At 67.2% G+C, this 22,512-nt stretch carries 19 protein-coding genes; 7 read left to right on the forward strand and 12 right to left on the reverse strand.

Annotated elements, in window-relative coordinates; all coding sequences use genetic code 11:
* Positions 1–146 precede the first annotated feature (146 nt).
* Positions 147–1,646 carry a replicative DNA helicase gene (locus HNQ66_RS13340; RefSeq protein ID WP_184144651.1) on the forward strand — a complete coding sequence of 500 codons (1,500 nt, stop codon included), beginning with the start codon at positions 147–149 and terminating at the stop codon, positions 1,644–1,646.
* A gap of 80 nt (positions 1,647–1,726) precedes the next feature.
* On the opposite strand, the gene HNQ66_RS13345 is transcribed toward HNQ66_RS13340, so the two are convergent.
* Positions 1,727–2,305: a hypothetical protein gene (locus HNQ66_RS13345; protein ID WP_184144652.1), complete on the reverse strand. Its 579-nt coding sequence runs from the start codon at positions 2,303–2,305 to the stop codon at positions 1,727–1,729.
* Between the two features lie 122 nt (positions 2,306–2,427).
* On the opposite strand from HNQ66_RS13345, the gene alr reads away from it, so the two are divergent.
* From alr to HNQ66_RS13370, 5 genes are all read left to right on the forward strand, one after another.
* On the forward strand, positions 2,428–3,597 hold the full coding sequence (gene alr / locus HNQ66_RS13350) for an alanine racemase (RefSeq protein ID WP_184144653.1): 1,170 nt from the start codon (positions 2,428–2,430) through the stop codon (positions 3,595–3,597).
* Between the two features lie 68 nt (positions 3,598–3,665).
* The gene (gene radA, locus HNQ66_RS13355) at positions 3,666–5,069 is read left to right on the forward strand and encodes a DNA repair protein RadA (RefSeq protein ID WP_184144654.1); all 1,404 of its coding nucleotides are present in this window, start codon (positions 3,666–3,668) and stop codon (positions 5,067–5,069) included.
* A 107-nt stretch (positions 5,070–5,176) separates the two neighbouring features.
* Positions 5,177–5,785, forward strand: coding sequence for a CvpA family protein (locus tag HNQ66_RS13360; protein ID WP_184144655.1), 609 nt, complete (start codon positions 5,177–5,179; stop codon positions 5,783–5,785).
* Between the two features lie 190 nt (positions 5,786–5,975).
* Positions 5,976–7,469 (forward strand): amidophosphoribosyltransferase, encoded by a 1,494-nt coding sequence (gene purF, locus HNQ66_RS13365; RefSeq protein ID WP_184144656.1) that lies wholly within the window; start codon positions 5,976–5,978, stop codon positions 7,467–7,469.
* Between the two features lie 12 nt (positions 7,470–7,481).
* Positions 7,482–8,222, forward strand: a complete 741-nt coding sequence (locus HNQ66_RS13370) for an SDR family NAD(P)-dependent oxidoreductase (RefSeq protein ID WP_184144657.1) — start codon at positions 7,482–7,484, stop codon at positions 8,220–8,222.
* Positions 8,223–8,416: 194 nt separating this feature from the next.
* Here the strand turns inward: HNQ66_RS13370 and HNQ66_RS13375 are convergent, their stop codons facing one another.
* The 7 genes from HNQ66_RS13375 to HNQ66_RS13405 form a co-directional block, all read right to left on the reverse strand.
* Positions 8,417–9,454: an HlyD family secretion protein gene (locus HNQ66_RS13375; protein ID WP_184144658.1), complete on the reverse strand. Its 1,038-nt coding sequence runs from the start codon at positions 9,452–9,454 to the stop codon at positions 8,417–8,419.
* Between the two features lie 5 nt (positions 9,455–9,459).
* Positions 9,460–11,121, reverse strand: a complete 1,662-nt coding sequence (locus HNQ66_RS13380) for an MFS transporter (protein WP_184144659.1) — start codon at positions 11,119–11,121, stop codon at positions 9,460–9,462.
* Entirely contained in the window at positions 11,118–11,573 is a 456-nt protein-coding gene (locus HNQ66_RS13385) for a MarR family winged helix-turn-helix transcriptional regulator (RefSeq protein WP_184144660.1), read from the reverse strand. The genes HNQ66_RS13380 and HNQ66_RS13385 overlap by 4 nt, the downstream gene beginning before the upstream one ends.
* 147 nt (positions 11,574–11,720) lie before the next feature.
* Entirely contained in the window at positions 11,721–12,572 is an 852-nt protein-coding gene (gene pssA, locus HNQ66_RS13390) for a CDP-diacylglycerol--serine O-phosphatidyltransferase (protein ID WP_184144661.1), read from the reverse strand.
* 10 nt (positions 12,573–12,582) lie between these two features.
* Entirely contained in the window at positions 12,583–13,281 is a 699-nt protein-coding gene (locus tag HNQ66_RS13395; RefSeq protein WP_184144662.1) for a phosphatidylserine decarboxylase, read from the reverse strand.
* 327 nt (positions 13,282–13,608) lie between these two features.
* The gene (locus HNQ66_RS13400; RefSeq protein WP_184144663.1) at positions 13,609–15,504 is read right to left on the reverse strand and encodes an ATP-binding cassette domain-containing protein; all 1,896 of its coding nucleotides are present in this window, start codon (positions 15,502–15,504) and stop codon (positions 13,609–13,611) included.
* 134 nt (positions 15,505–15,638) lie between these two features.
* A complete protein-coding gene (locus HNQ66_RS13405; RefSeq protein ID WP_246434298.1) occupies positions 15,639–18,011 on the reverse strand; it encodes a LysM peptidoglycan-binding domain-containing protein in 2,373 nt (790 codons plus the stop codon).
* 162 nt (positions 18,012–18,173) lie between these two features.
* Here HNQ66_RS13405 and HNQ66_RS13410 point away from each other — a divergent pair, with 162 nt between their 5' ends.
* Positions 18,174–18,794, forward strand: a complete 621-nt coding sequence (locus HNQ66_RS13410; RefSeq protein ID WP_184144664.1) for an LOG family protein — start codon at positions 18,174–18,176, stop codon at positions 18,792–18,794.
* Positions 18,795–19,032: 238 nt separating this feature from the next.
* Here the strand turns inward: HNQ66_RS13410 and rarD are convergent, their stop codons facing one another.
* The 4 genes from rarD to cimA all read right to left on the reverse strand — a co-directional run bounded on the left by rarD (position 19,033) and on the right by cimA (position 22,411).
* A complete protein-coding gene (gene rarD, locus HNQ66_RS13415; protein WP_184144665.1) occupies positions 19,033–19,962 on the reverse strand; it encodes an EamA family transporter RarD in 930 nt (309 codons plus the stop codon).
* A 106-nt stretch (positions 19,963–20,068) separates the two neighbouring features.
* A complete protein-coding gene (locus tag HNQ66_RS13420; RefSeq protein WP_184144666.1) occupies positions 20,069–20,494 on the reverse strand; it encodes a type II toxin-antitoxin system VapC family toxin in 426 nt (141 codons plus the stop codon).
* Positions 20,494–20,733, reverse strand: a complete 240-nt coding sequence (locus HNQ66_RS13425; RefSeq protein ID WP_184144667.1) for a type II toxin-antitoxin system VapB family antitoxin — start codon at positions 20,731–20,733, stop codon at positions 20,494–20,496. The genes HNQ66_RS13420 and HNQ66_RS13425 overlap by 1 nt, the downstream gene beginning before the upstream one ends.
* A gap of 61 nt (positions 20,734–20,794) precedes the next feature.
* Complete coding sequence (gene cimA / locus HNQ66_RS13430) at positions 20,795–22,411, reverse strand: citramalate synthase (RefSeq protein ID WP_184144668.1); 1,617 nt, start codon at positions 22,409–22,411, stop codon at positions 20,795–20,797.
* Positions 22,412–22,512 lie beyond the last annotated feature (101 nt).

The raw sequence follows: 22,512 nt of genomic DNA on the forward strand, positions 1-22,512 counted from the left end.
AAATCCGCGCTTGCCGCATCCCCGGGGCCTGTGGAAAAGTCTAACAGCGGGCCTAAAGCGCCGACCGGGCGGGAAGCGCTTGACCCCCGGCCCGAAAGACCGGAAACCACCGGCCTTCGCAAACAGCAACGGGGAGATTCGCAGCGATGAACGACGCGGTGCGCAAGCTGAACCAGGCCGGCCGGGAGCCGGCGGAAGCCCATCATCGCGAGGCGCCGAACAACGTCGAGGCCGAACAGGCGCTCCTCGGCGCCATCCTCGTCAACAACGATGCCTATTACCGCGTCTCGGATTTCCTCAAGCCCATCCATTTCTACGAGCCGCTGCACCGCAAGATCTACGAGCTTGCCGGCGACACGATCCGCATGGGCAAGATCGCGACCACCATCACGCTGAAGACCCACCTGCCGGCCGACGGCAAGGTCGGCGACCTGACGATCCCGCAATACCTCGCGCGCCTCGCCTCCGAAGCCGTGACGATCATCAACGCGGAAGACTACGGCCGGGCGATCTACGACCTGGCGCTCCGCCGCTCGCTGATCACCATCGGCGAGGACATGGTCAACATCGCCTATGACGCGCCGCTCGACATGCCGCCGCAGAACCAGATCGAGGACGCCGAACGCCGCCTGTTCGAGCTGGCCGAGACCGGCCGCTACGACGGCGGCTTCCAGTCGTTCAACGACGCGGTAGCGCAGGCGATCGACATGGCGGGCGCCGCCTTCGAGCGCGACGGCTCGCTTTCGGGCATTTCCACCGGCATCCACTCGCTCGACGCCCGCATGGGCGGCCTGCAGCGCTCGGATCTGATCGTGCTCGCCGGACGCCCCGGCATGGGCAAGACCTCGCTTGCCACCAACATCGCCTACAACATCGCCGCGTCCTACGAACCGGAGGTGCAGGCGGACGGCTCGTTCAAGGCGCGCAACGGCGGCGTCGTCGGCTTCTACTCGCTCGAAATGTCCTCCGAACAGCTCGCCACGCGTATCATCTCCGAACAGACGGAAGTGTCGTCGTCAAAAATCCGCCGCGGCGACATTTCCGAGGCCGATTTCGAAAAGCTCGTCGCCTGCAGCCAGATGATGCAGAAGGTGCCGCTCTATATCGACCAGACCGGCGGTATCTCGATTGCGCAGCTTTCCGCCCGCGCGCGGCGCTTGAAGCGCCAGCGCGGCCTCGATTGCCTGGTGGTGGACTATATCCAGCTCATGACCGGCTCGGGCAAATCCAGCGACAACCGCGTGCAGGAAATCACCCAGATCACCACGGGCCTGAAGGCGCTCGGCAAGGAGCTGAACGTGCCGATCATCGCGCTCTCGCAGCTCTCCCGACAAGTGGAAAGCCGCGAGGACAAGCGCCCGCAGCTCTCCGACCTTCGCGAATCCGGCTCCATCGAGCAGGACGCCGACGTGGTGCTCTTCGTGTTCCGCGAAGAATACTATGTGAAGAACCTCGAGCCGCGCGACGAGTTCGACCCGAAATACGAAGAATGGAAGATGCAGTTCGAGAAGGTGAAGGGCACGGCGGACGTCATCATCGCCAAGCAGCGCCACGGGCCGACAGGCACGGTGAAACTCGCCTTCCAGTCGGAATACACCCGCTTCACCGACCTCGCGGACCCGTCGTTCACGCAGTACGAGCATTGAGGCGGAAGGGGTGCCGGGCGGAGGTTGCCTCCCTTCGGCGCTCCTTCACCACCGTCGACGCATCGCGTTTACCCGCCCCCTCACCTCCTGCGAAACCCCGGGGCCTTGCAGAAATCCGCGACGATGGCGAGGGCGCGGCGGGCGCGGGCTTTTTGCTCGGCGTCCATCATCGGCAGGTCGAGGCGGTCGGAGCAGGTCTCGCCGGTCGCCGCCTCGCCTGAGAGCGACATGCGGCTGGAACAGTAGAGCCCCTCGCCCGCAAGCACGACCTGCACGGCCGCCTCCGAATCGAGCGGCACGGGGTTGGTCTCGGCGATCATGTCCTCCACCGAGGCATAGGCGGTGACGGAGGTGATGCGGGCGAGGTCGACGAGGCCGAGCGTCAGGGTTGCCCACTTGTCGGGGAATTGCAGGGCCGAGATCGTGCGGGCGCGGCAGGGGGCGCCGGACACTTCGAGCCGCGTCGCCAGCCGCGGCGCGTCGGGGTTCTCCACGACGGAATAGTAGATGTCGCCGCTGTTGTCGCGTTCCGGCAGGGCGCCGTCCTGGGCAAGGCCGAGCAGCACGGCATGCGTCTGGCGCATCTCGGCATCGGTCGGCGTTTCCTGCGCCGCCGCCGGCATCCGGCAGGCGAGCGCGATGGCCGCCGCCCAAAACATCGTTCCCGCCGTGCGCCGCATGGTTCCCCCGTTTCGGCCGGCACCATAGAGGCCGCTCCCGCCGGCGGCAATGCGGCCGGCGGGCATATTGCCGCCATGGTCCACAGGCTGTATTCAAAGCCATGAGCACGCAGCACACGCCCGCCCGTTCCAGCCTTCCCGTTGCCGGCGAGGACCATGCCCGCCTGACCGTCGACCTTTCCGCGCTCGCCGACAACTGGCGCGCCATGGCGCGCCGCTCGGGCGCGGCCCGCGCCGCCGCCGTCCTGAAGGCGGATGCCTACGGCATCGGGCTGGAACCGGCGGCAAGGACCTTCCACCAGGCGGGCGCGCGCGATTTCTTCGTCGCCACCCCGGCGGAAGGCGCGGCGCTGCGGGCCATCCTGCCCGAGGTGCGCATCTACGTGCTGTCCGGCATGTGGGCCGGCTCGGAGCGGCTGTTCTTCGAATTCGACCTCGTGCCCGTCATCGCCTCGGAAGAACAGCTCGTCGTCTTCATGGCGGCGATCGCCGAGGGAGGTGACCTTCCCTGCGTGCTGCATGTCGATACCGGCATGAGCCGCCTTGGCCTGCGGGTCGAGGACGCGCTGGCGCTCGCGGACGACCCGGCGCGGCCGGCGAGCTTCTCGCCGATCATGCTCCTCAGCCACCTCGCCTGCGCGGACGATCCCGGGCATATCCTCAACCGCCAGCAATTGCAGCGCTTCCGCAGCGTCGTCTCGGCCTATGACGATATCGATGCGAGCCTTGCCAATTCGGCCGGCATCTTCCTCGGCGAGGACTATCACTTCACTCTCACCCGCCCGGGCATTTCGCTCTATGGCGGGGCGGCGGTCAATGGTGTCGCCAATCCCATGAAGCCGGTCGTCACCGCCGAGGCGCGCATTCTGCAGGTGCGCGAGGCCAAGGCCGGCGAGAGCGTGAGCTACGGCGCCACCGCCGTCGTTTCGCGCGACACGCGCATCGCCGTCGCCGCCATCGGCTATGCGGACGGCTACATGCGCAGCCTTTCCGGCTCCGGCGTGCCGGTGCGGCAGGCGAACATTCCGGGCGCGCAGGGCGTCGTGCATGGCCATGCCGTGCCGGTCATCGGCCGCGTCACCATGGACCTCACCCATTTCGACGTGACGGACCTGCCGGCCGGCAGCGTGCGGGCCGGCGACTTCATCGAGCTCTTCGGCCGCTCCATGCCGGTTAGCGACGTCGCGCGCGCCGGCGGCACCATCGACTACGAATTGCTGACGAGCCTCGGCCGCCGCTACGAACGGCGCTACGAGCTGGCGAAAAAATAGGACACGTTCCCGTTTTGTGCTAAGGGCTGCCGAAGCGATTCCACCGACGCTCCGGAAAGCGAGACCTGATGGCGAAAGCCCGCACCCAATTCGTCTGCCAGAACTGCGGCACCGTGCATTCCCGCTGGGTCGGGAAATGCGAGGGCTGCGGCGAATGGAACACCGTGGTCGAGGAAGACCCGATGGGCGGCATCGGCGCCGGCCCCGGCAAGGTGCCGAAGAAGGGCCGGCCCGTCGCGCTCACCACGCTTTCCGGCGAGACGGAGGAAGCCCCGCGCATCCACACCGGCATCGCCGAGCTCGACCGGGCGACCGGCGGCGGCTTCGTGCGCGGCTCGGCGGTGCTGATCGGCGGCGATCCCGGCATCGGCAAGTCGACGCTGCTCATGCAGTCCGCCGCTGCCCTCTCCCGCCGCGGCCACCGCATCATCTACGTCTCGGGCGAGGAAGCGGTGGCGCAGGTGCGTCTTCGCGCCCAGCGCCTCGGTGCGCACGAGACCGACGTGCTGCTCGCCGCCGAAACCAATGTCGAGGACATCCTTGCCACCGTCGGCGAAGGCAAGCGGCCGGACCTCGTGATCATCGATTCGATCCAGACGCTGTGGAGCGACACGGCGGAGGCCGCGCCGGGCACGGTCACGCAGGTGCGCACCGGCGTGCAGGCGATGATCCGCTTCGCCAAGCAGACGGGCGCGGCCATGGTGCTCGTCGGCCACGTCACCAAGGAGGGCCAGATCGCCGGCCCCCGCGTCGTCGAGCACATGGTCGACGCCGTCCTCTATTTCGAGGGCGACCGCGGCCACCACTACCGGATTCTCCGCACCGTGAAGAACCGCTTCGGCCCGACGGACGAGATCGGCGTCTTCGAAATGTCCGACATGGGCCTGCGCGAAGTCTCCAACCCGTCCGAGCTCTTCCTCGGCGAGCGTAATGCGAAAGCCCCGGGCGCGGCGGTCTTCGCCGGCATGGAGGGCACGCGCCCGGTGCTGGTGGAGGTGCAGGCGCTCGTCGCCCCCACCTCGCTCGGCACGCCGCGGCGCGCGGTCGTCGGCTGGGATTCGGCGCGGCTGTCGATGATCCTCGCGGTGCTGGAGGCCCATTGCGGCGTCCGGCTCGGCCAGCACGACGTCTACCTCAACGTGGCGGGCGGCTACCGCATCTCGGAACCGGCGGCCGACCTTGCCGTCGCCTCCGCGCTCGTTTCCTCGCTTGCCGGTCTTGCCCTTCCGTCCGATTGCGTCTATTTCGGCGAAGTCAGCCTGTCGGGTGCCGTTCGCCCGGTGGCGCACACCGCCCAGCGCCTCAAGGAGGCGGAAAAGCTGGGTTTCTCGCAGGCCGTTCTGCCCGCCGGTTCCGCCGATCTGCCCAAGGGCACGGGCGGACGCTGGAACGAGATCGAGGGCCTGCCGGATCTGGTGGCGCGCATTGCCGGTTCGAAGAACGCCCTCACGCGGCAAGACGAGGACGTCTGACGCCCTCCGGCAGCGCAAAGCCCCTGTGGGAAACGCGTGCCGAACTGAGACGGCGAAGGCGCCTTCCGCTAATGTGCGCTCCGCACAGGGTTTGGAGTAGGACGAACATGCCCATCACAATTCTCGACGGTATCGTCATCGGCGTCGCGCTGTTCTCCGCCGTGCTGGCGATGGTGCGCGGCTTCTCGCGTGAAGTACTTTCCGTCGCAAGCTGGGTGGGTGCCGCGGCAGCCGCCTATTTCCTCTATCCGGTGCTGCTGCCTTACGCGAAGGACTATACGACCAGCGACACGGTCGCCATGGTCGGCTCGGCCGGCGCCGTCTTCCTCGTCGCGCTCATCGTGATCTCCTTCATCACCATGCGCATCGCCGACTTCATCATCGACAGCCGTATCGGCGCGCTGGACCGCACGCTCGGCTTCCTGTTCGGCGCGGCCCGCGGCATCCTGCTCGTCGTCGTCGCCATGCTGTTCTTCAATTGGCTGGTGGCCCCGCAGCAGCAGCCGACCTGGGTGACGACCGCAAAGTCCAAGCCGCTGCTCGACAATCTCGGCTCGCGCCTCGTGGCGCTGCTGCCGGAGGATGCGGACGCGACGATCCTCGACCGCCTGCGCGGCAAGCCCGCCGGCGGCGAAGGCACCACGGAAGACCCGGACGCGGCGACCGGCGGCACGAACCAGGCGCCCGCCGAAGATACGCCCGCCACCAACGGATGATCGACCGGGGGAGCCGCCGCTCGCGAAAAATGACGAAGGCGGGCTCCCCGGTTTTTTGATAGGATGAGACATCGCCACTGACGCTCCCGGGCCTCGGTGGCAAATGCTTTCGGTAATACCCATATGGGCATGGCCGAGGACGACGAAGACCCCGTGCAACCTCCTAGGTCCCGAGCAAAGGCTTGCAGCAATGAGCGATTTCCTGTTCCCCGGCCGCCACGACGACGATCTCGACGGCGACACGCTTCATGAGGAGTGCGGCGTCTTCGGCATTCTCGGCCATCCGGATGCCGCAACGCTGACGGCGCTCGGCCTGCACGCGCTCCAGCATCGCGGACAGGAAGCGGCAGGCATCGTCTCCTTCGACGGCAAGCAGTTCCACACCGAAAAGCACATGGGCCTCGTCGGCGACCACTACACGAACCCGGCGACGCTGGCGAAACTGCCGGGCAACATGGCGATCGGCCACACGCGCTATTCCACCACCGGGGAAGTGGCGCTGCGCAACGTGCAGCCGCTCTTCGCCGAGCTCGAAGTCGGCGGCATCGCCGTCGCGCACAACGGCAACTTCACCAACGGCCTCACGCTGCGCCGCCAGCTCATCGCCGGCGGGGCGATCTGTCAGTCGACCTCCGACACGGAAGTCGTCCTGCATCTCATCGCCCGCTCGCGCTACACCTCCACGACGGACCGCTTCATCGACGCCATCCGCCAGATGGAAGGCGGCTATTCGATGCTCGGCATCACCCGTACGAAGCTCATCGCCGCGCGCGACCCCACGGGCATCCGCCCCCTCGTCATGGGCGAACTCGACGGCAAGCCGATCTTCGCTTCGGAAACCTGCGCGCTCGACATCATCGGCGCCAAATACATCCGCGACGTGGAGAACGGCGAGATCGTCGTCTGCGAGATCCAGCCGGACGGCTCGATCACCATCGAGGCGAAGAAATCCGGCAATCCGCAGCCCGAGCGCCTCTGCCTCTTCGAATATGTCTATTTCGCCCGGCCGGATTCGGTCGTCGGCGGGCGCAGCGTCTATGTGGCGCGCAAGAACATGGGCATCAACCTTGCCAAGGAGCATCCGGTCGAGGGCGACGTCGTCGTGCCCGTGCCGGACGGCGGCACGCCCGCCGCGCTCGGCTATGCGCAGGAAAGCGGCATCCCGTTCGAATACGGCATCATCCGCAACCACTATGTCGGGCGCACCTTCATCGAGCCGACGCAGCAGATCCGCGCCTTCGGCGTGAAGCTCAAGCACTCGGCCAACCGCGCGATGATCGACGGCAAGCGCGTCATCCTCGTCGACGATTCCATCGTGCGCGGCACGACCTCGCTGAAGATCGTGCAGATGATCCGCGATGCCGGGGCCAGGGAAGTGCATATCCGCGTCGCCAGCCCGATGATCTTCTACCCGGACTTCTACGGCATCGACACGCCGGACCGCGACAAGCTGCTCGCCAACCAGTACAACGACGTGAAAGCCATGGCGAAACATATCGGCGCGGATTCGCTGGAGTTCATCTCCATCGACGGCCTCTACCGCGCCGTGGGCGGCGAGGACCGCAATCCCGCCCGCCCGCAGTTCACCGACCACTACTTCACCGGCGACTATCCGACGCGCCTCCTTGACAAGGAAGGCGAGACGATGGGACGGAAGCTCTCGGTTCTGGCAAGCAACGGATAATTGAAGACAATCATGAGCATCGACCTGAAAGGCCGCCTCGCGCTGGTCACCGGCGCGTCGCGCGGCATCGGCTATTTCACCGCCCTGGAACTGGCGAAAGCCGGCGCGCATGTCATCGCCTGCGCCCGCACCGTCGGGGGGCTGGAAGAACTCGACGATGCAATCAAGGAACTCGGCGGCAGCGCGACGCTGGTGCCCTTCGACCTTGCCGACATGGCGGCCATCGACAAGCTCGGCGGCTCGATCTTCGAGCGCTGGGGCAGGCTCGACATCCTCGTCGCCAATGCCGGCGTGCTCGGCACGATCTCGCCGATCGACCATGTCGAGGCGAAGGTCTTCGAGAAGGTCATGACGATCAACGTCACCGCGACGTGGCGGCTCATCCGCTCCCTCGCGCCGCTGCTGCTGAAGTCAGATGCCGGCCGCGCCGTGCTCCTCTCCTCCAGCGCCGCGCACAAATGCAAGCCCTTCTGGGGGCCCTACTCCGCTTCCAAGGCCGCCGTGGAAGCCCTTGCCCGCACCTGGGCCGGCGAGACGCAGCGCACGGCGCTGCGCATCACCTCGCTCGACCCCGGCGCCACCCGCACCGCCATGCGCGCGCAGGCCGTGCCCGGCGAGGACCCGGCGACGGTGCAGCACCCCTCCGAAGTGGCCAAGGCCATCCTGCCGCTGGTCTCGCCGGACTATGCCGAGACGGGCAAGCTCTTCGACATGCGCAAGGGACGGCTGGTGGAGTATCGCCTGCCGGAGTGACGGCGGGCTTCTTTTTGAGAGGCGGGTGCCGCGTGGATCCTCGGGTCTAGCCCGAGGATGACGGTGGGGAAGAGAGGCTACCCATCCGTCGAACGGTGCGGCATGCGGAAGCGCCGCTTTTGCCGCCATACTTCCCGTTTGTCGTCATCCTCGGGCTTGCCCCGAGGATCCACGTCCCACTATTCAGGCCCAGCCTAGTCCCCCACCACCGTCCGCACCTCCACCGAAAGCCCTGGCGCAAGGTACTGCGCAAGGTCCTGCCCCTCGTCGATGGTGATGCGCACGGGAATGCGCTGGGCGATCTTGGTGAAGTTGCCGGTGGCGTTGTCGGGCCGGATAACGCTGAATTCCGAGCCGGCGGCGGGGGAGAAGCGTTCGACATGGCCCTTCAGCACGGCGTGCTTGAAGGCGTCCACCGTCAGTTCCACCGCCTGCCCCGGCTTGATGTAGGCAAGCTGCGTCTCCTTGAAGTTGGCGATCACCCAGGTATCGCGCGGCACGACGGCCATGAGCTGCGTGCCGGCGGCGACATACTGGCCCAGCTTGACGCCCACCTCGCCCACCGCGCCGTCGCGCGGGGCCGTGATGACCGTGTTGGAGAGGTCGATCTTCGCCAGTTCCACGGAGGCCTCCGCCCCCGCGACGGCCGCACGCAGGGAATCGCGGGCGACGATGATCGTCTGCAGGTCCTGCTTCGTCACCTCGAGGTTGGCTGCGGCCTGCGTGACGGCGGCTTCCGCCTGGTCGAAGGCGGTGCGGCTCTGCTCGCGGTCGCTCTCGGTGGCGATGCCCTTGTCGGAGAGCTCCTCGATGCGGTTGCGGTTCTCCTCCGCCCGGCGCTTGGCATAGCTGGCGCTGGCAAGCGCCGCCTCGCTCGCGCCGATGCGCGCGTTGGCCGCCTTTTCCTGCTGCTCGGAATTGGCGAGCGCCGCCTTCTGGCTGGCGAGCGTGGCGTTGGCCTGCTCCACCTTCTGGCGATAGATGCGGTCGTCGAGCCGGGCGAGCACCTGGCCGGCCTTCACCGTCTCGTAGTCCTTCACCGCCACCTCCGTGACGTAGCCGGCGAGCTGCGGGCTGATCAGGGTGACGTAGCCGCGCACATAGGCGTTGTCCGTCGTCTGCACATCACTGGAAAAGGGCGGAAGCTGCCAGGCGTAGAGCACGGCGCCGATGCCGGCGAGGCCGAGGATGAGGGCGAGCGTGGTGGCGGTGTTGCGGATATATGTCTTCATGGCTCTCAACCTTCTGCGGCCGCCGGAACGGCAGGCCGGGCGTCGCGGATGCGGACGTAGAGAATGTGGATGGCAAGCGCGGCCGCGGCACAGACCGCCAGCAGCGCGATGACGAGGAAGGCGTCGTTGTGGGCGAGTACGTTCGCCTCGCGCGTCACCTGCTGGCCGAGCAGCGCCACGCCCTCGGCCTTCAGCACGGCGGGATCGGTGATCGTGCGGCCATAGGCGGCGGAAAGCTGCGAGACGCGGGCGGCGACCAGCGGATCGGCGAGCGTCATCGACTGGGCGAGCACATTGGAATGGAATTTTTCGCGCAGCGTGATGAAGGAACCGAAGATCGCCGAGCCGGCGAGCCCCCCAAGGCTCTGCGTGACGAGGAAGACGACGATGAAGCTGAGGATGTATTGCGGCCCCTTCTTCAGCGCCATGGTGAAGCCGGCGGCGATGGCGGGCGGCAGGAACAGGCTGCCGCCGGCCGCGATCAGCCCCTGGCTCAGATACATTTCGGCGGGCCGCGTGAGGTTCGTCGCGCGGCTGTCGAGGAAGGCGCCGACGCCGATCAGGAGCAGCGCGACCATGTGAAGGCCGGGCTCGCGCCCGGGCTTCAGCACCGCCGCGCAGATGAGCCCGCCGGCGGCCGTCGCCAGCGCCACGATGGCGTAGAGATGCATGAGCTGGCCGTTCTGCAGGCCGATCACCTGGAAGAAATTGCCGGCGACGGCCGTCTGCTCGGCGAGCATCAGGCGGAAGAGCACCAGCACCGCGCCGAAATGCACCATCTCGCGGCTGACGAGCCAGCGCAGGTCGATCAGCGGCTTCTCGCGGTTGAGCTCGATGACGGCGGCAAGCGTCAGCGCGGCGATCATGACCACCAGCAGCTCGCCGATCCAGCGGGCTTCGAACCACCAGTAGGTGCGGCCGGTCAGGAGGATGACCGCGCCCGAGCCGAAGCCGACGGCGATGAGGAGGTAGCTGACGATATCGAGCTTCTCGATGACCTTCGCCCGCGGTATCGGCGTCAGCGGCAGGAGGTAGATCGCCGCGAAGGACAGCATGGCGAGCGCCAGCTCGAGCCGCAGCAGGGCGCGGATGTTGCCGATATCGATCAGCAGCGGCGAGATGAGCCGGGTCAGCGGCGGGGCAAGGCCGATATTGGTGAGCGCCAGCGAGATGCCGATCGTCAGCTTGCGCGCCGGCGTGAAGGCCTCCAGCATGTAGAGGAAGCCGAGCGAGGAAAGCGGCGCGGCGGCGATGCCGGCGAAGAAGCGCAGCACCAGCGCGGAACGAAGGTCCGTGATGAAGATGTGCAGCACCGCGACGACGAGGAAGACGGCGATGCCGAGCTCGGCGAAATGGCGCAGGCCGTACTGGTTGCGGATCTTAATGAGGGCGATGGACAGCGAGGCGTTCGGCGCCATGTAGGCGGCCATCAGCCAGACGGCCTCCGTGCTCGTCGCGCCGAGCGGGCCCTGCATCTGCGGGATATTGGCGGCGACGAGGTTCATGCCGAAGCCCTGCGTCATCGCAAGCAGGGTGGAAGCGGCGATGCAGGCGGCGGCGCGGGAGGGGGCTATGGGCGCGGGCGCCGGGGGAACGGTCCCCTGCCCCGCCGATCGTGCCGGCTCGTCCTCCGGCCCGCTCGCGTCGGTGGCGGGAACGGTGCTCATGCCTCGACGCTCTCCCGACAGCTCTTGGCGATGTTGTCGGCCATGGCGGCGAAGACCTTGACGGTGGTCGACATGTCGGTGGCCGAAATGCTCTCCAGCACGTCGGCGCGCAGCGAGCGGGCGAGGTCGAGCACCTCGTCGGCCACCTTTGCGCCGTGTGGCGTCATGACGATCTGCTTGGCGCGGCGGTCGCCCTCCACCGACTGGCGTTCGATGAAGCCCTGCTTCTCCATGCCGTCGAGCAGGCGCACGAGCGTCGGCGTCTCGATATCGAGCTCGTCGGCAAGTTCGCGCTGGTTGAGCTGGGCGCCGCGGCCGAGGATCAGCAACGCGCGGGCGCGCGGCAGGGTCAGCCCCCGCTCCTTCACGCGAGCGTCGAACAGGGCGCGCATCTTGCGCTGCACGCGGGAAAGGTCGTCGAGGATGCGTTCGCGGGGGTCTGTGGCAGTCATCTTGGTAGTCCAAATACTATTAGCTTGCTATCTATTTGCCCACCAATTAATCGACCTGCAATTAAAAAGCAAGCCCCGCCGCGGGCGCCGCGGCGGGGCTTTTGCAATTCTCACACGGACGTGATGGCAGGGCGGCGTGCGCGCCCGTCAATGGCCGTCGGTTTCCTCGGGGAATTCCGTCGCGCCGTGAACCTGCGGCGTGCTCCAGCCGCCGTATTTGCGCTGCCAGGAGCGCGCGCCGAACGGCAGCGTCGCAAGATAGGCGACGACCGTCACCACCATGGTCTCCCAGGTGAAGCTCATCAGCGTGGCGACATAGACGACAACGAGAAGGATCGCCGGCAGCACGAGGTCGCGACGGATTCGGCTGCCCTCCGACTTGCCGGACCAGACCGGCAGGCGGCAGACGAGAAGGAAGCCGATCAGCACCGTGTAACCGGAGGCGAGGAAGCCGAAGAGCGGGCTCGGCGCGACGCCGAGGAAGCCGATATAGACCGGCAGCAGCACCAGCATGGCGCCGGCCGGCGCCGGCACGCCGACGAAATATTCGCTCTGCCATTGCGCCTTGGTCTCGCGCTCGGCCATGACGTTGAAGCGGGCAAGGCGAAGGCCCGCCGCGATCGTGTAGATCAGCGCCGCGATCCAGCCGAAGGAGCGCGCCTGGTCGAGGATGAAGACATAGAGCACCAGCGCCGGCGCCACGCCGAAATTGACGATGTCGGCAAGCGAATCCATCTGCCCGCCGAATTTCGACGTCGCCTTGAGGAGCCGCGCGACGCGCCCGTCGATGCCGTCGAGGAAGGCGGCGAGCAGCACCATGCCGACGGCGAGTTCGTAGCGGTTCTCGAAGGCAAGGCGGATGCCCGTCAGCCCCGCGCAGATGGCCAGAACCGTGATGACATTGGGAATGATGATGCGCAGCGGGATCTCGCGCAGGCGCGGGCCGCGGGCCTCGTCGTTCGGGCCATTGGGTTCATAGGGCGGAAACGGCGTGTCCATGAGCGAGGTCCTAACCGCGCCGGCTGATGACCGGCCCCTTGGCGGAACCGAATTCGGCCAGCACCGTCTCGCCGGCAATCGCCGTCTGGCCGAGGCTGACGCGCGGCTCGGCGCCGGCCGGCAGGAAGACGTCGAGGCGCGAGCCGAAGCGGATGAGGCCGAAGCGCTCGCCCGTTTCCAGGCTGTCGTTCATCTCGGTCCAGCAGAGAATGCGGCGGGCGACGAGGCCGGCGATCTGCACGACGCCGATGGGCCCGTGCGCGCTCTCGATGACGAGGCCGTTGCGCTCGTTCTCCTGGCTCGCCTTGTCGAGGTCGGCATTGAGGAATTTTCCGGCGCGATAGGCGACGCGCGTCACGCGGCCGCGCATCGGCGCGCGGTTCACATGGCAGTTGAAGACGTTCATGAAGACGGAGATGCGCATCATCGGCTGGTCGCCGAGCTCCAGTTCGGCCGGCGGCGTCACCATGGCGATGGCCGAGACACGGCCGTCCGCCGGGCTGATGACGAGGTCGTCGTCCTGCGGCGTCATGCGCTCGGGATCGCGGAAGAAATAGGCGCACCACGCCGTCAGCACGAAGCCGATCCACATCAGCGGCTGCCAGAGCGCGCCAAGGACGAGCGAGGCGACAAAGAAGCCGGCCACGAACTTCCAGCCTTCCCGATGGATCGGCACCAGGGTGCTGCGTATCGTATCGACCAAACTCATCTTCCGACATCTCCTGATGATTTCACGCCATCGACCTAGCGTGAAATGGCGATGGGGGCAATGCGGCGCGGCGATTAGCCCACCGGTGGCGGCGGCTTCGGCAAGGCGTGCCGCTCCGCTATCCCCCTCCTCGACGGGAAGCAAGCGCATATGAAGGCCCTCTCTGCCTGCCGGCATCTCCCCCACAAGGGGGGAGAAAGGCTGGCAGCCTGCGTTTCCTTCAATCCTGGGCGTCGAGAGTGCCGAGCGTTAAGTCCCTCCCCCTTGTGGGGAGGGATTTAGGGAGGGGTCTTCAATCCATAGGCGATTGCCCTGCTCCCCGGCCGGTCACTCCGCCGCCGGCGCGCCGCGCAGGACGATGCCGAGCTCGTCGCTCTCGCGCACCTGCTTCAGCCGCTCCTCGACCTCGACGGCCTCGCGCTGGCGGTTCCACATGGAGGCGTAGAGGCCGTCCTCGCGGTCCATCAGTTCGCCATGCGTGCCGCGCTCGGCGATCACGCCGTCTTTCAGCACGATGATCTCGTCCGCCGAGATGACGGTGGACAGGCGATGGGCGATGACGAGCGTGGTGCGGTTCTTCGAGACCACGTCGAGAGCGGCCTGGATTTCCTGCTCCGTGCGCGTGTCGAGCGCCGAGGTCGCCTCGTCGAGGATGAGGATCGGCGGGCTCTTCAGGATCGTGCGGGCGATGGCGACGCGCTGCTTCTCGCCGCCGGAGAGCTTCAGCCCGCGCTCGCCCACCATCGCCTTGAAGCCTTCCGGCAGGTGGCGGATGAAGGGGCCGATCTGCGCGGCCTCGGCGGCGGCGGCCACCTCCTCGTCGGTCGCACCCGGGCGGCCGTAGCGGATGTTGTAGGCGATGGTGTCGTTGAAGAGCACGGTATCCTGCGGCACCATGCCGATGACCTTGCGCAGGCTCTTCTGCGTGACGTCGCGCACGTCCTGCCCGTCGATGGTGATCGTCCCTTCCTGCACGTCGTAGAAGCGGTAGAGCAGGCGCGAGAGCGTCGACTTGCCGGCACCGGACGGGCCGACGACCGCGACGGTCTTGCCCGCCGGCACGTCGAAGGTGATACCTTTCAGGATCGGCCGGGCCGGATCGTAGGCGAAGTGCACGTCCTTGAAGGAGATCGCGCCGTCGGTGACGACGAGTTCGCGGGCATCCGGCTTGTCCTGCACCTCCGCCTCCACTTCGAGGAGCTCGAACATCTGCTCGATATCCGTGAGGCCCTGGCGGATTTCGCGGTAGACGAAGCCGATGAAGTTGAGCGGGATGGCGAGCTGGATCAGCATCGCATTGATGAAGACGAAGTCGCCGACCGACTGGTCGCCGCGCTGCACGGCCATCGCCGACATCGCCATCATCACCGCCATGCCGAGGCCGAAGATCAACGCCTGGCCGAAGTTCAGCCAGCCGAGCGAGGTCCACACCTGCGTCGCCGCCTTCTCGTAGCGCTCCATCGACTGGTCGAAGCGGCGGGCCTCCATCTCCTCGTTGCCGAAATACTTCACGGTCTCGAAGTTGAGGAGCGAATCGATGGCCTTGGTGTTCGCCTCGGTGTCGCTGTCGTTCATCGAGCGGCGGATGGAGATGCGCCAGTCGCTCGCCTTGACCGTGAACCAGATATAGAGCCAGACCGTTGCGGCGGTGACGAGGAGATATTGCAGGCCGTAGCCGCGCCAGAAGACGACGGCGGTCAGAAGGAACTCGATGAAGGTCGGCACGGAGTTGAGGATCGTGAAGCGCACGATGGTCTCGATGCCCTTGGTGCCCCGCTCGATGACGCGCGAAAGGCCGCCCGTGCGCCGCTCCAGATGGAAGCGCAGCGACAGCCGGTGCAGGTGCACGAAGGTGCGGTAGGCGAGCTGGCGCACCGCATATTGCCCGACGCTGGCAAAGAGCGCGTCGCGAAGCTGGTTGAGCCCCGCCTGCACGATGCGCGCGCCGTTATAGGCGAAGACCAGCATGACCGCGCCGAGAAGGAACGTCGGCAGCAGGCTGACGGCATCCGGCTTGTCGTTCAGCGCGTCAGTCGCCCATTTGAAGAAATAGGGAACGAGCAGCAGCACGATCTTGGAGGCGAGCAGGAAGACCGAGGCCCAGACGACGCGCATCTTCAGGTCCGGCCGGCCAGAGGGCCACATATAGGGCCAGAGGTTCACGAGGGTGTGGAACGGATTGCTGCTGTCGGCCGAAATCGTCTTCTTCGTCGTCGTCGCCACGCTGGCCTCCGCCGGGTGTTGCCCGGCTCACGTCTGGTTACCCGAATGAAAATGCGGCGCCCGACGGGGCGCCGCAGGATGCAGATAGGACCTCGCCGGCCACTTCGCAACGGCCGGCGGGAAATTGATGGGCGTCAATCGCCGTGGACGTGCTTGCGGTGCATCTCTTCCGCCTCGGCGTCGCTTTCCATCGTCTTGTCCGGAATGCCGAAGACCTGGCCGGGGATGATGCGGTCCGGATCGCTGATCTGGTCCTCGTTGGCGAGGTAGATCGTCGTGTAGCGCACGCCCTTGCCGTAGATGCGGCGGGAGATCTGCCAAAGCGTATCGCCGCGGCGGATGATCACCGACGTCTTGCTCGCCTGGAGCGGCGCCTGCTCGACGGTCTGCGGCTCGTCGGCCGCCGCCTCGCCCCCGGTCTTGTCTTCCGCCGTCGCGGCGCTCTCGCTGCCGGCCGTCGCCGCACCGGCTGCGGTGCCGCTTTCGGTCCTGGCCGCGCCGTTGTCGGCGGTCACGGCCGTGGCGGCGTCCTGCGTTACCGTCGCAACAGCCTCGGCGGCGGCCGTCAGCGACGGCATGCCTTCGAGCGCGGCGAGCGCCTGCTGGTAGGCCTCGCGGCCCGCGCCGGCCGGAACGGCGGCAAGGCGGTCGAGCGCCGTCGAGGCCCAGCCCTTCAGCCCTTCGATGGCCGCGGCGACATCGCTTGCGGTGCCGGCCGGCGGCGCGAAGCCGACGATGCGCTTCAGCACGCCTTCGAGCGCGCTGCGGGCCGTCTCTATCTCGCCGGACGTCGCGTTGCGGCCGTCGGCGAAGAGGCCGGCGAACTGCTGACGCAGCGTGGTCGCCCGGCCCGTCAGCGCCTCGATCGTGTCGTCGGTCGCGGCCGAGACGTCGCCGGCGGCGACATGGGCCTTCTCGATGGCGGGTGCCAATGCGTCGGCCACGGCCGTCTCGATGGAGCCGAGGGCCGCGCCGACCGCCGAGGCATCCGCCGGCAGCGCCTGAAGGCGGGCGAGCGCCGCCGCGGCCGCGGCGGAGGCCTTGGCGGCCATCTGGCGGGCCGAGGCGCCCTCTTCGTCGCCCGGCCGGAACTCGGCGAGCGATTTCAGCGCGATTTCCGTCGCCGAGCGGGCCGCGGCCAGCTCCTCGGCCCCCGGCACGCGGCCGTTGGCGTAGAGCCCCTTGAGAAGGGCGAGCGCCTTGTCCGCCTCGCCGCGCAGCTTGTCGAACGTGCCGCCGCCGATGAGGCCGAGCGCCGTATCGGTATCGGGAGCCGCGGCATGGTCGTCCTGCGCCACGACGGCGACCTGCTCGCCCTCCGGCCGGTCGAAGGGCACGGAGGCGCGCAGGTCCACCTTGCTGCCGTCCGCGCTCATCACGTCGGCGCGAACCGCATGGCGGCCGACGGAAAGCGTGATGGCGCCGTCGACGACATAGCGTCCGGCCTCGTCCGCCTTTGCTTCGCCCACCAGCTTGTCGTCGGCATAGATGCGCACGAGCGCGCCCGGCTTCGTCGTGCCGGCGACGAACATGTGGTCGCCTTCGAGCTCCACCGCCGAAACGCGGATCTGCGCCTTGGCGTCGCCTGCCGGCGTCGCGGCATCGCTCGTCGTTGCGGCAGCCTCCGGCGTCGCAGCCGCCGTTTCGGTGCCTGCGGCTTCGGTGCCGGCCTTCGTATCGGTCGCGTCCGCCAGCGCCTCGCCGGCAGCCTTCGCCGCCTCGCCCGTCGCTTCCGCGACATCACCGGCAACCGACTTCGCCGCCTCGGCGACGTCGTCCGTGGCAGCCTTGGCCGCTTCCACGGTCTCGGCGACGGCCTTCTTGCCGCCGACATCGGGAACCGTGATCAGGCGGCTCGCCTCGCCGGGCTTGGACACCATGGCGAGCAGTTCGCCGCTACCGTCCTTCGGCACGGAAACCGTCGCGACCTCCTCGGAGGCCTTGGAGTCACCCTTGTCGTCCTTGGTGTTCAGCGTGAGCTCGTAGTCGCCCGCGGCGAGCGGCTGGTCGAAAACTGCAGCGAAATCGCCGCTGGGGCCGATATCGGCCGTGGCGACGACCGTGTCGCCGTTGCGGATCTCCAGCGTCGTGTTCGGCTGGCCGCGGCCGGCGATGACGGTCGAACCGTCCGGCTCGACGCGCAGCACGTCGAAGCCCGGCGTCACCCAGCCCGCGGTCGGGTCGGCGGGCGCCGCCTCGGTTTTCTCCGTTTCCGCCTTCGCCGTGTCGGTGGCCGCGGTCTCCGCGCCCGTCGTGCTTTCGGCCGGCTTTTCCTGCGTGGCGGTCGCCTCGGCCCCCGTTACGGCCTCGCCTGCCGCGTTCGTGCGGGCCTGCTTGCCGCCGGCCGTCGTCGTCTCGCCGCCGGTCTCGGCCGGCTTGTCGGTCAGGGTCGCGACGGGCGTTTGCGCCGGCTTGTCCTTGTTCACATTGGGCAGCACGAAGAAAACCATGAGCAGCGTCGCCGCCGCCAGCACGATCAGGGCCACGAGGCCAGTCCTGTTCTTCATCTTCAACTCTCTATCTATCCCGGTTTTCCGGGGAGTCCCTGCCGAAATTGCTATCGATTTCCAGTGTCTTGCACAAGGTTGCCGGGCCGTTCGGCGGCCCTCGCCGCCGCTTTTCCCGTCATTATCCTTGACGGGCTGCCGGCCGGGTGGCTGAATCCAGCCATGAGCGAACATACCCTACCGATTCGATCCGTCTGCGTTTACTGCGGTTCCCAGCCGGGACGCGATTCCGCCTATGTCGACGCCGGCCGGCGCCTCGGCAAGGCGATGGCCGAAAACCACCTGCGCCTCGTCTACGGCGGCGGCACGAAGGGCCTGATGGGCGCGGTCGCCAGCGGCGTGCTTTCCAACGGCGGGCGCGTCACCGGCATCATACCGCAATTCCTCATGGAGAAGGAGGCCACCCGGCACTCCCTCGGCCAGCTCAGCGAACTCATCGTCACGCCCGACATGCACGAGCGCAAGCACAAGATGTTCGACCGCGCGGACGCCTTCATCGCGCTTCCGGGCGGCATCGGCACGCTGGAGGAAATCGTCGAGGTGATGACCTGGGCGCAGCTCGGCCGCCACCGCAAGCCGATGGTCTTCGCCAATACCGGCGGTTTCTGGGACCCGATGCTGAAACTCATCCGCCACATGGCCGACGAGGGCTTCATCCACACCGCCCATCTCGTCCAGCCGATGGTCATCGACGAGCCGGAAGAGATCGTCAGCGCCCTCCTCGACCACTGGGCCAGCCAGGTCGACCGCGAGGGCGAAGCCGAGATCATCGCCCGGCTTTAGGCGCGCACCAAGCTTCGCAACCCAGCGCTGATGGCCTTGCGCCCAGCGCCTAGCGGCCTCGCGCATCCCTCTCTTCCGTCATCCTTACACACCTCTCCATCGTCATCCTCGGGCTCGACCCGGGGATCCACACGGCACCCGCGGCATGGATGGTCGGGTCAAGCCCGACCATGACGACGGTAAGGGATGCGAGCACGGACAAGCACATCCAAGCCGGATACCCACACTCCCGCCTCACTCACTCCGCCGGAGCAAGCCGCTTTGCGCGCGCCATGCGCAGCATCGATCCCGAATAGAGGAAGAGCGCCGCCCAGATGAAGGCGAAGGCAACGAGCTTGGTGGTGCCGAAGGGCTCGCCGAAGGCGAAGACGGCGATGATGAAGATCATCGTCGGGGCGATGTACTGCATGATACCGATGGTGGAGAGCTTCAGGAGCTTGGCGCCGTTGGCATAGATCATCAGCGGGATGGCGGTGACGATGCCGCAGGACAGCAGCCACAGGACGTCGGCCGTGCCGGTGTCGCCAAAATGCCCGCGCCCCGTCACCTCCAGCCACACGACATAGCCGAGCGCCGGAACGCTGAGCAGCAGCACCTCCAGGAAGAAGCCCTGGTTCGGCCCGATCGGCAGCGTCTTGCGGAAGAAGGCGTAGAAGCCCCAGGAAAAGCAGAGGCCGAGCGACACCCACGGCAGGCCGCCCGCATCGAAGGCGAGGATCGCCACGGCGCAGGCCGCAAGGCCGATCGCCACCATCTGCGCCGGGCTCGGCTTTTCCTTGAGCAGCACCGCGCCGAGGAAGATCGAGAAGAGCGGATTGATGTAATAGCCGAGCGCCGTCTCGATCGCCCTGCCCGCGCCGATCGCCCAGACATAGATGCCCCAGTTGACGGTGATCAGCACGGCCGTCAGCGTCGCCATGGCGATCATGCGCGGCGAGCGCAGCGCCGCCTTCACCTCCGACGTGCGGCCGAGCCAGACGAGCACGAGGCCGGCAAGCGGCACCGACCAGATGATACGGTGCGCCACCACTTCGGGCGCGGGAATATGCGCGACGGCCTTCATGAAGAAGGGCAGGAAGCCCCAGAGCAGATAGGCCACCAGCGCGAACATGAAACCACGCGGCGAATCGCCGGTCTGGGTGGCGCCGGAGGCGTTTTCATCGGCCATCGTGTCGTTTCCCGTCAAAACATCGGATTTGCGCCGGAATACTCCAACACCCGTGAATGCACCAATTCATTCCGGTGAAGGGAGGATGAACCGCGCTGAACCGCAGCTACTGCGCCGAGAGGCCGAGAACGACGAGGCCGGTCGAAAGGAAGCCTGCATCCGTCGTGAGGATCGGCACGCCCTGGCGCCTTGCGACAGCGTAATGGAAACAATCGGCCATGTTGAGGGCGCGGTTGCGCTCGGCGTCGCTGACGGTATGGCGACCGTTCGTCTCGAAGATCGCCAGTGCCAGCGCCTCGTCCTCCGGCTCGACCGGCAGGACATCGATGCCGGCGACCTCGACGAACTCCCGGACGACGGCCCTTGCCTCGCTCATCGACAGCCCGGTCTTGCGGAAGAGGCCGACCGACGCCTCCCACGTGGCCATGACGGAGGTAACCCTGCGCCGGGCGTCCTCGATGAGGCCTGCATGGATTTCGCCGCCGTCTTCGCCGGTCAGGATGGCGATCATCACCGAGGCGTCGACGACCATCAGTATTCGCCGCTCAGTTCGTCGAAAAAAGCCTTGTCCGCTGCAAGGCCAGTCGGCTGCCCGCCTGCCACGCGGCCACGGAGCGGCCCGAGCCTCTCCCACAGGGAAGGCTGGCCTTCGGAACGGCGCAACTCGTTCTCAAGGGCGATGCGCACCGCCTCGGTCTTGGTGACACGCTGGCGCGTTGCCAGCTTTTCGGCCAGCACGTTCACCTGCCGGTTGCGGATATTGAGCGCCATGGCGTTCTCCCTGTGTAGACAATATGGCATCGTCTACACGGGAAATCACCCCCCCCCTCGCCTATTCCGCCGCCGCCCGGCCCGCCTCGCCGCGGTTCTTCAGGAGCTTGTAGACGATCGAGTCCATCAGGGCCTGGAAGGAGGCGTCGATGATGTTGTCGGAGACGCCGACCGTCCACCAGCGGGCGCCGGTGGCGTCGGCGGATTCGATGAGGACGCGGGTGATGGCCTCCGTGCCGCCGTTGAGGATGCGCACCTTGTAGTCGGCAAGCTCGAGGTCGGCGATCTCGCTCTGGTACTTGCCGAGGTCCTTGCGCAGCGCAAGGTCGAGCGCGTTGACCGGGCCGTGGCCTTCGGCGACGGACATCATGGTCTCGCCGTCGACGATCAGCCGCACCACCGCCTCCGAGACGGTCTTGAGCTGGCCGTTGACGTCATAGCGGCGCTCCACCATCACGCGAAAGCTCTCGACGTGGAAGAAATCCGGCACCGAGCCTAGCGTGCGGTAGGCGAGCAGCGCGAAGCTCGCATCCGCTCCCTCATAGGCATAGCCGGTCGCCTCGCGCTCCTTGACGATCTGGATGAGGCGGTCGAGCTTCGGATCGTCCTTGGCGACGGCGATGCCGCGCAGCTTGAGGGCATTGATGAAATTCGCCTTGCCGCCCTGGTCCGACACCATGACCTTGCGCAGGTTGCCGACGCTTTCGGGCGTCACATGCTCGTAGGTGCGCGGGTCCTTGAGGAGCGCCGAGGCATGGATGCCCGCCTTGGTGGCGAAGGCCGAGGCACCGACATAGGGCGCCTGCTGCTCCGGCGAGCGGTTCAGCAACTCGTCGAAGGTATGGGCGAGCTTGGTGAGGCCGGCGAGCTTTTCCGTGTCGATGCCGATCTCGAAGCGGCCGCTGTAGGCCTCCTTCAGCGCGAGCGTCGGGATGAGGGTCACGAGATTGGCGTTGCCGCAGCGCTCGCCGATGCCGTTCAGCGTGCCCTGGATCTGGCGCACGCCGGCCTCGACGGCGGCGAGCGAATTGGCGACGGCCTGCCCCGTATCGTTATGGGCATGGATGCCGAGGTTTTCGCCCGGCACGCCGGCCGCGATCACCGCCGCGACGATGTCGCGGATTTCGGAGGGCTGCGTGCCGCCGTTGGTGTCGCACAGGACGACCCAGCGCGCGCCGGCGGAAAACGCCGTCTTCGCGCAGGCGAGCGCATAGGCGGGATTGGCCTTGTAGCCGTCGAAGAAATGCTCGCAGTCCACCATGGATTCGCGGCCGGAGGCGACGACGGCCTTCACGGATTCGGCGATGCTCTCGAGGTTCTCCTCGTTGGAACAGCCGAGCGCCACGCGCACATGATAGTCCCAGCTCTTGGCGACGAGACAGATCGCATCGCTCTTCGAATCGAGGAGCGCGGCAAGGCCGGGATCGTTGGAGGCGGACACGCCGGCGCGCTTCGTCATGCCGAAGGCGACGAATTTCGCGCGGCCCGTGCGTTTCTTCGCGAAGAAAGCCGTATCCGTCGGGTTGGCACCCGGATAGCCGCCCTCGACATAGTCCAGCCCGAACTCGTCCAGCATGGCGGCGATGGCGATCTTGTCCTCGACGGAAAAATCGATGCCCGGTGTCTGCTGGCCGTCGCGAAGCGTGGTGTCGAAGAGGTGGATACGGTCTTTTCTCATGGGTTCCCTCCCGGGAGGCAATCTTTCAGGTATGCGGATGCAATACCCCCCTCTGGCCTGCCGGCCATCTCCCCCTCAAGGGGGGAGATCGGCAGGTGGGG

The sequence above is a fragment of the Shinella fusca genome (assembly GCF_014203155.1).
In the GTDB taxonomy this organism is placed as follows: Bacteria; Pseudomonadota; Alphaproteobacteria; order Rhizobiales; family Rhizobiaceae; genus Shinella; species Shinella fusca.

Coding starts and splice junctions, on each gene's coding strand:
- HNQ66_RS13340 (WP_184144651.1), top strand. CDS start 147: ATGAACGACGCGGTGCGCAAGCTGAACCAGGCCGGCCGGGAGCCGGCG.
- HNQ66_RS13345 (WP_184144652.1), bottom strand. CDS start 2,305: ATGTTTTGGGCGGCGGCCATCGCGCTCGCCTGCCGGATGCCGGCGGCG.
- alr (WP_184144653.1), top strand. CDS start 2,428: ATGAGCACGCAGCACACGCCCGCCCGTTCCAGCCTTCCCGTTGCCGGC.
- radA (WP_184144654.1), top strand. CDS start 3,666: ATGGCGAAAGCCCGCACCCAATTCGTCTGCCAGAACTGCGGCACCGTG.
- HNQ66_RS13360 (WP_184144655.1), top strand. CDS start 5,177: ATGCCCATCACAATTCTCGACGGTATCGTCATCGGCGTCGCGCTGTTC.
- purF (WP_184144656.1), top strand. CDS start 5,976: ATGAGCGATTTCCTGTTCCCCGGCCGCCACGACGACGATCTCGACGGC.
- HNQ66_RS13370 (WP_184144657.1), top strand. CDS start 7,482: ATGAGCATCGACCTGAAAGGCCGCCTCGCGCTGGTCACCGGCGCGTCG.
- HNQ66_RS13375 (WP_184144658.1), bottom strand. CDS start 9,454: ATGAAGACATATATCCGCAACACCGCCACCACGCTCGCCCTCATCCTC.
- HNQ66_RS13380 (WP_184144659.1), bottom strand. CDS start 11,121: ATGAGCACCGTTCCCGCCACCGACGCGAGCGGGCCGGAGGACGAGCCG.
- HNQ66_RS13385 (WP_184144660.1), bottom strand. CDS start 11,573: ATGACTGCCACAGACCCCCGCGAACGCATCCTCGACGACCTTTCCCGC.
- pssA (WP_184144661.1), bottom strand. CDS start 12,572: ATGGACACGCCGTTTCCGCCCTATGAACCCAATGGCCCGAACGACGAG.
- HNQ66_RS13395 (WP_184144662.1), bottom strand. CDS start 13,281: ATGAGTTTGGTCGATACGATACGCAGCACCCTGGTGCCGATCCATCGG.
- HNQ66_RS13405 (WP_246434298.1), bottom strand. CDS start 18,011: ATGAAGAACAGGACTGGCCTCGTGGCCCTGATCGTGCTGGCGGCGGCG.
- HNQ66_RS13410 (WP_184144664.1), top strand. CDS start 18,174: ATGAGCGAACATACCCTACCGATTCGATCCGTCTGCGTTTACTGCGGT.
- rarD (WP_184144665.1), bottom strand. CDS start 19,962: ATGGCCGATGAAAACGCCTCCGGCGCCACCCAGACCGGCGATTCGCCG.
- HNQ66_RS13420 (WP_184144666.1), bottom strand. CDS start 20,494: ATGGTCGTCGACGCCTCGGTGATGATCGCCATCCTGACCGGCGAAGAC.
- HNQ66_RS13425 (WP_184144667.1), bottom strand. CDS start 20,733: ATGGCGCTCAATATCCGCAACCGGCAGGTGAACGTGCTGGCCGAAAAG.
- cimA (WP_184144668.1), bottom strand. CDS start 22,411: ATGAGAAAAGACCGTATCCACCTCTTCGACACCACGCTTCGCGACGGC.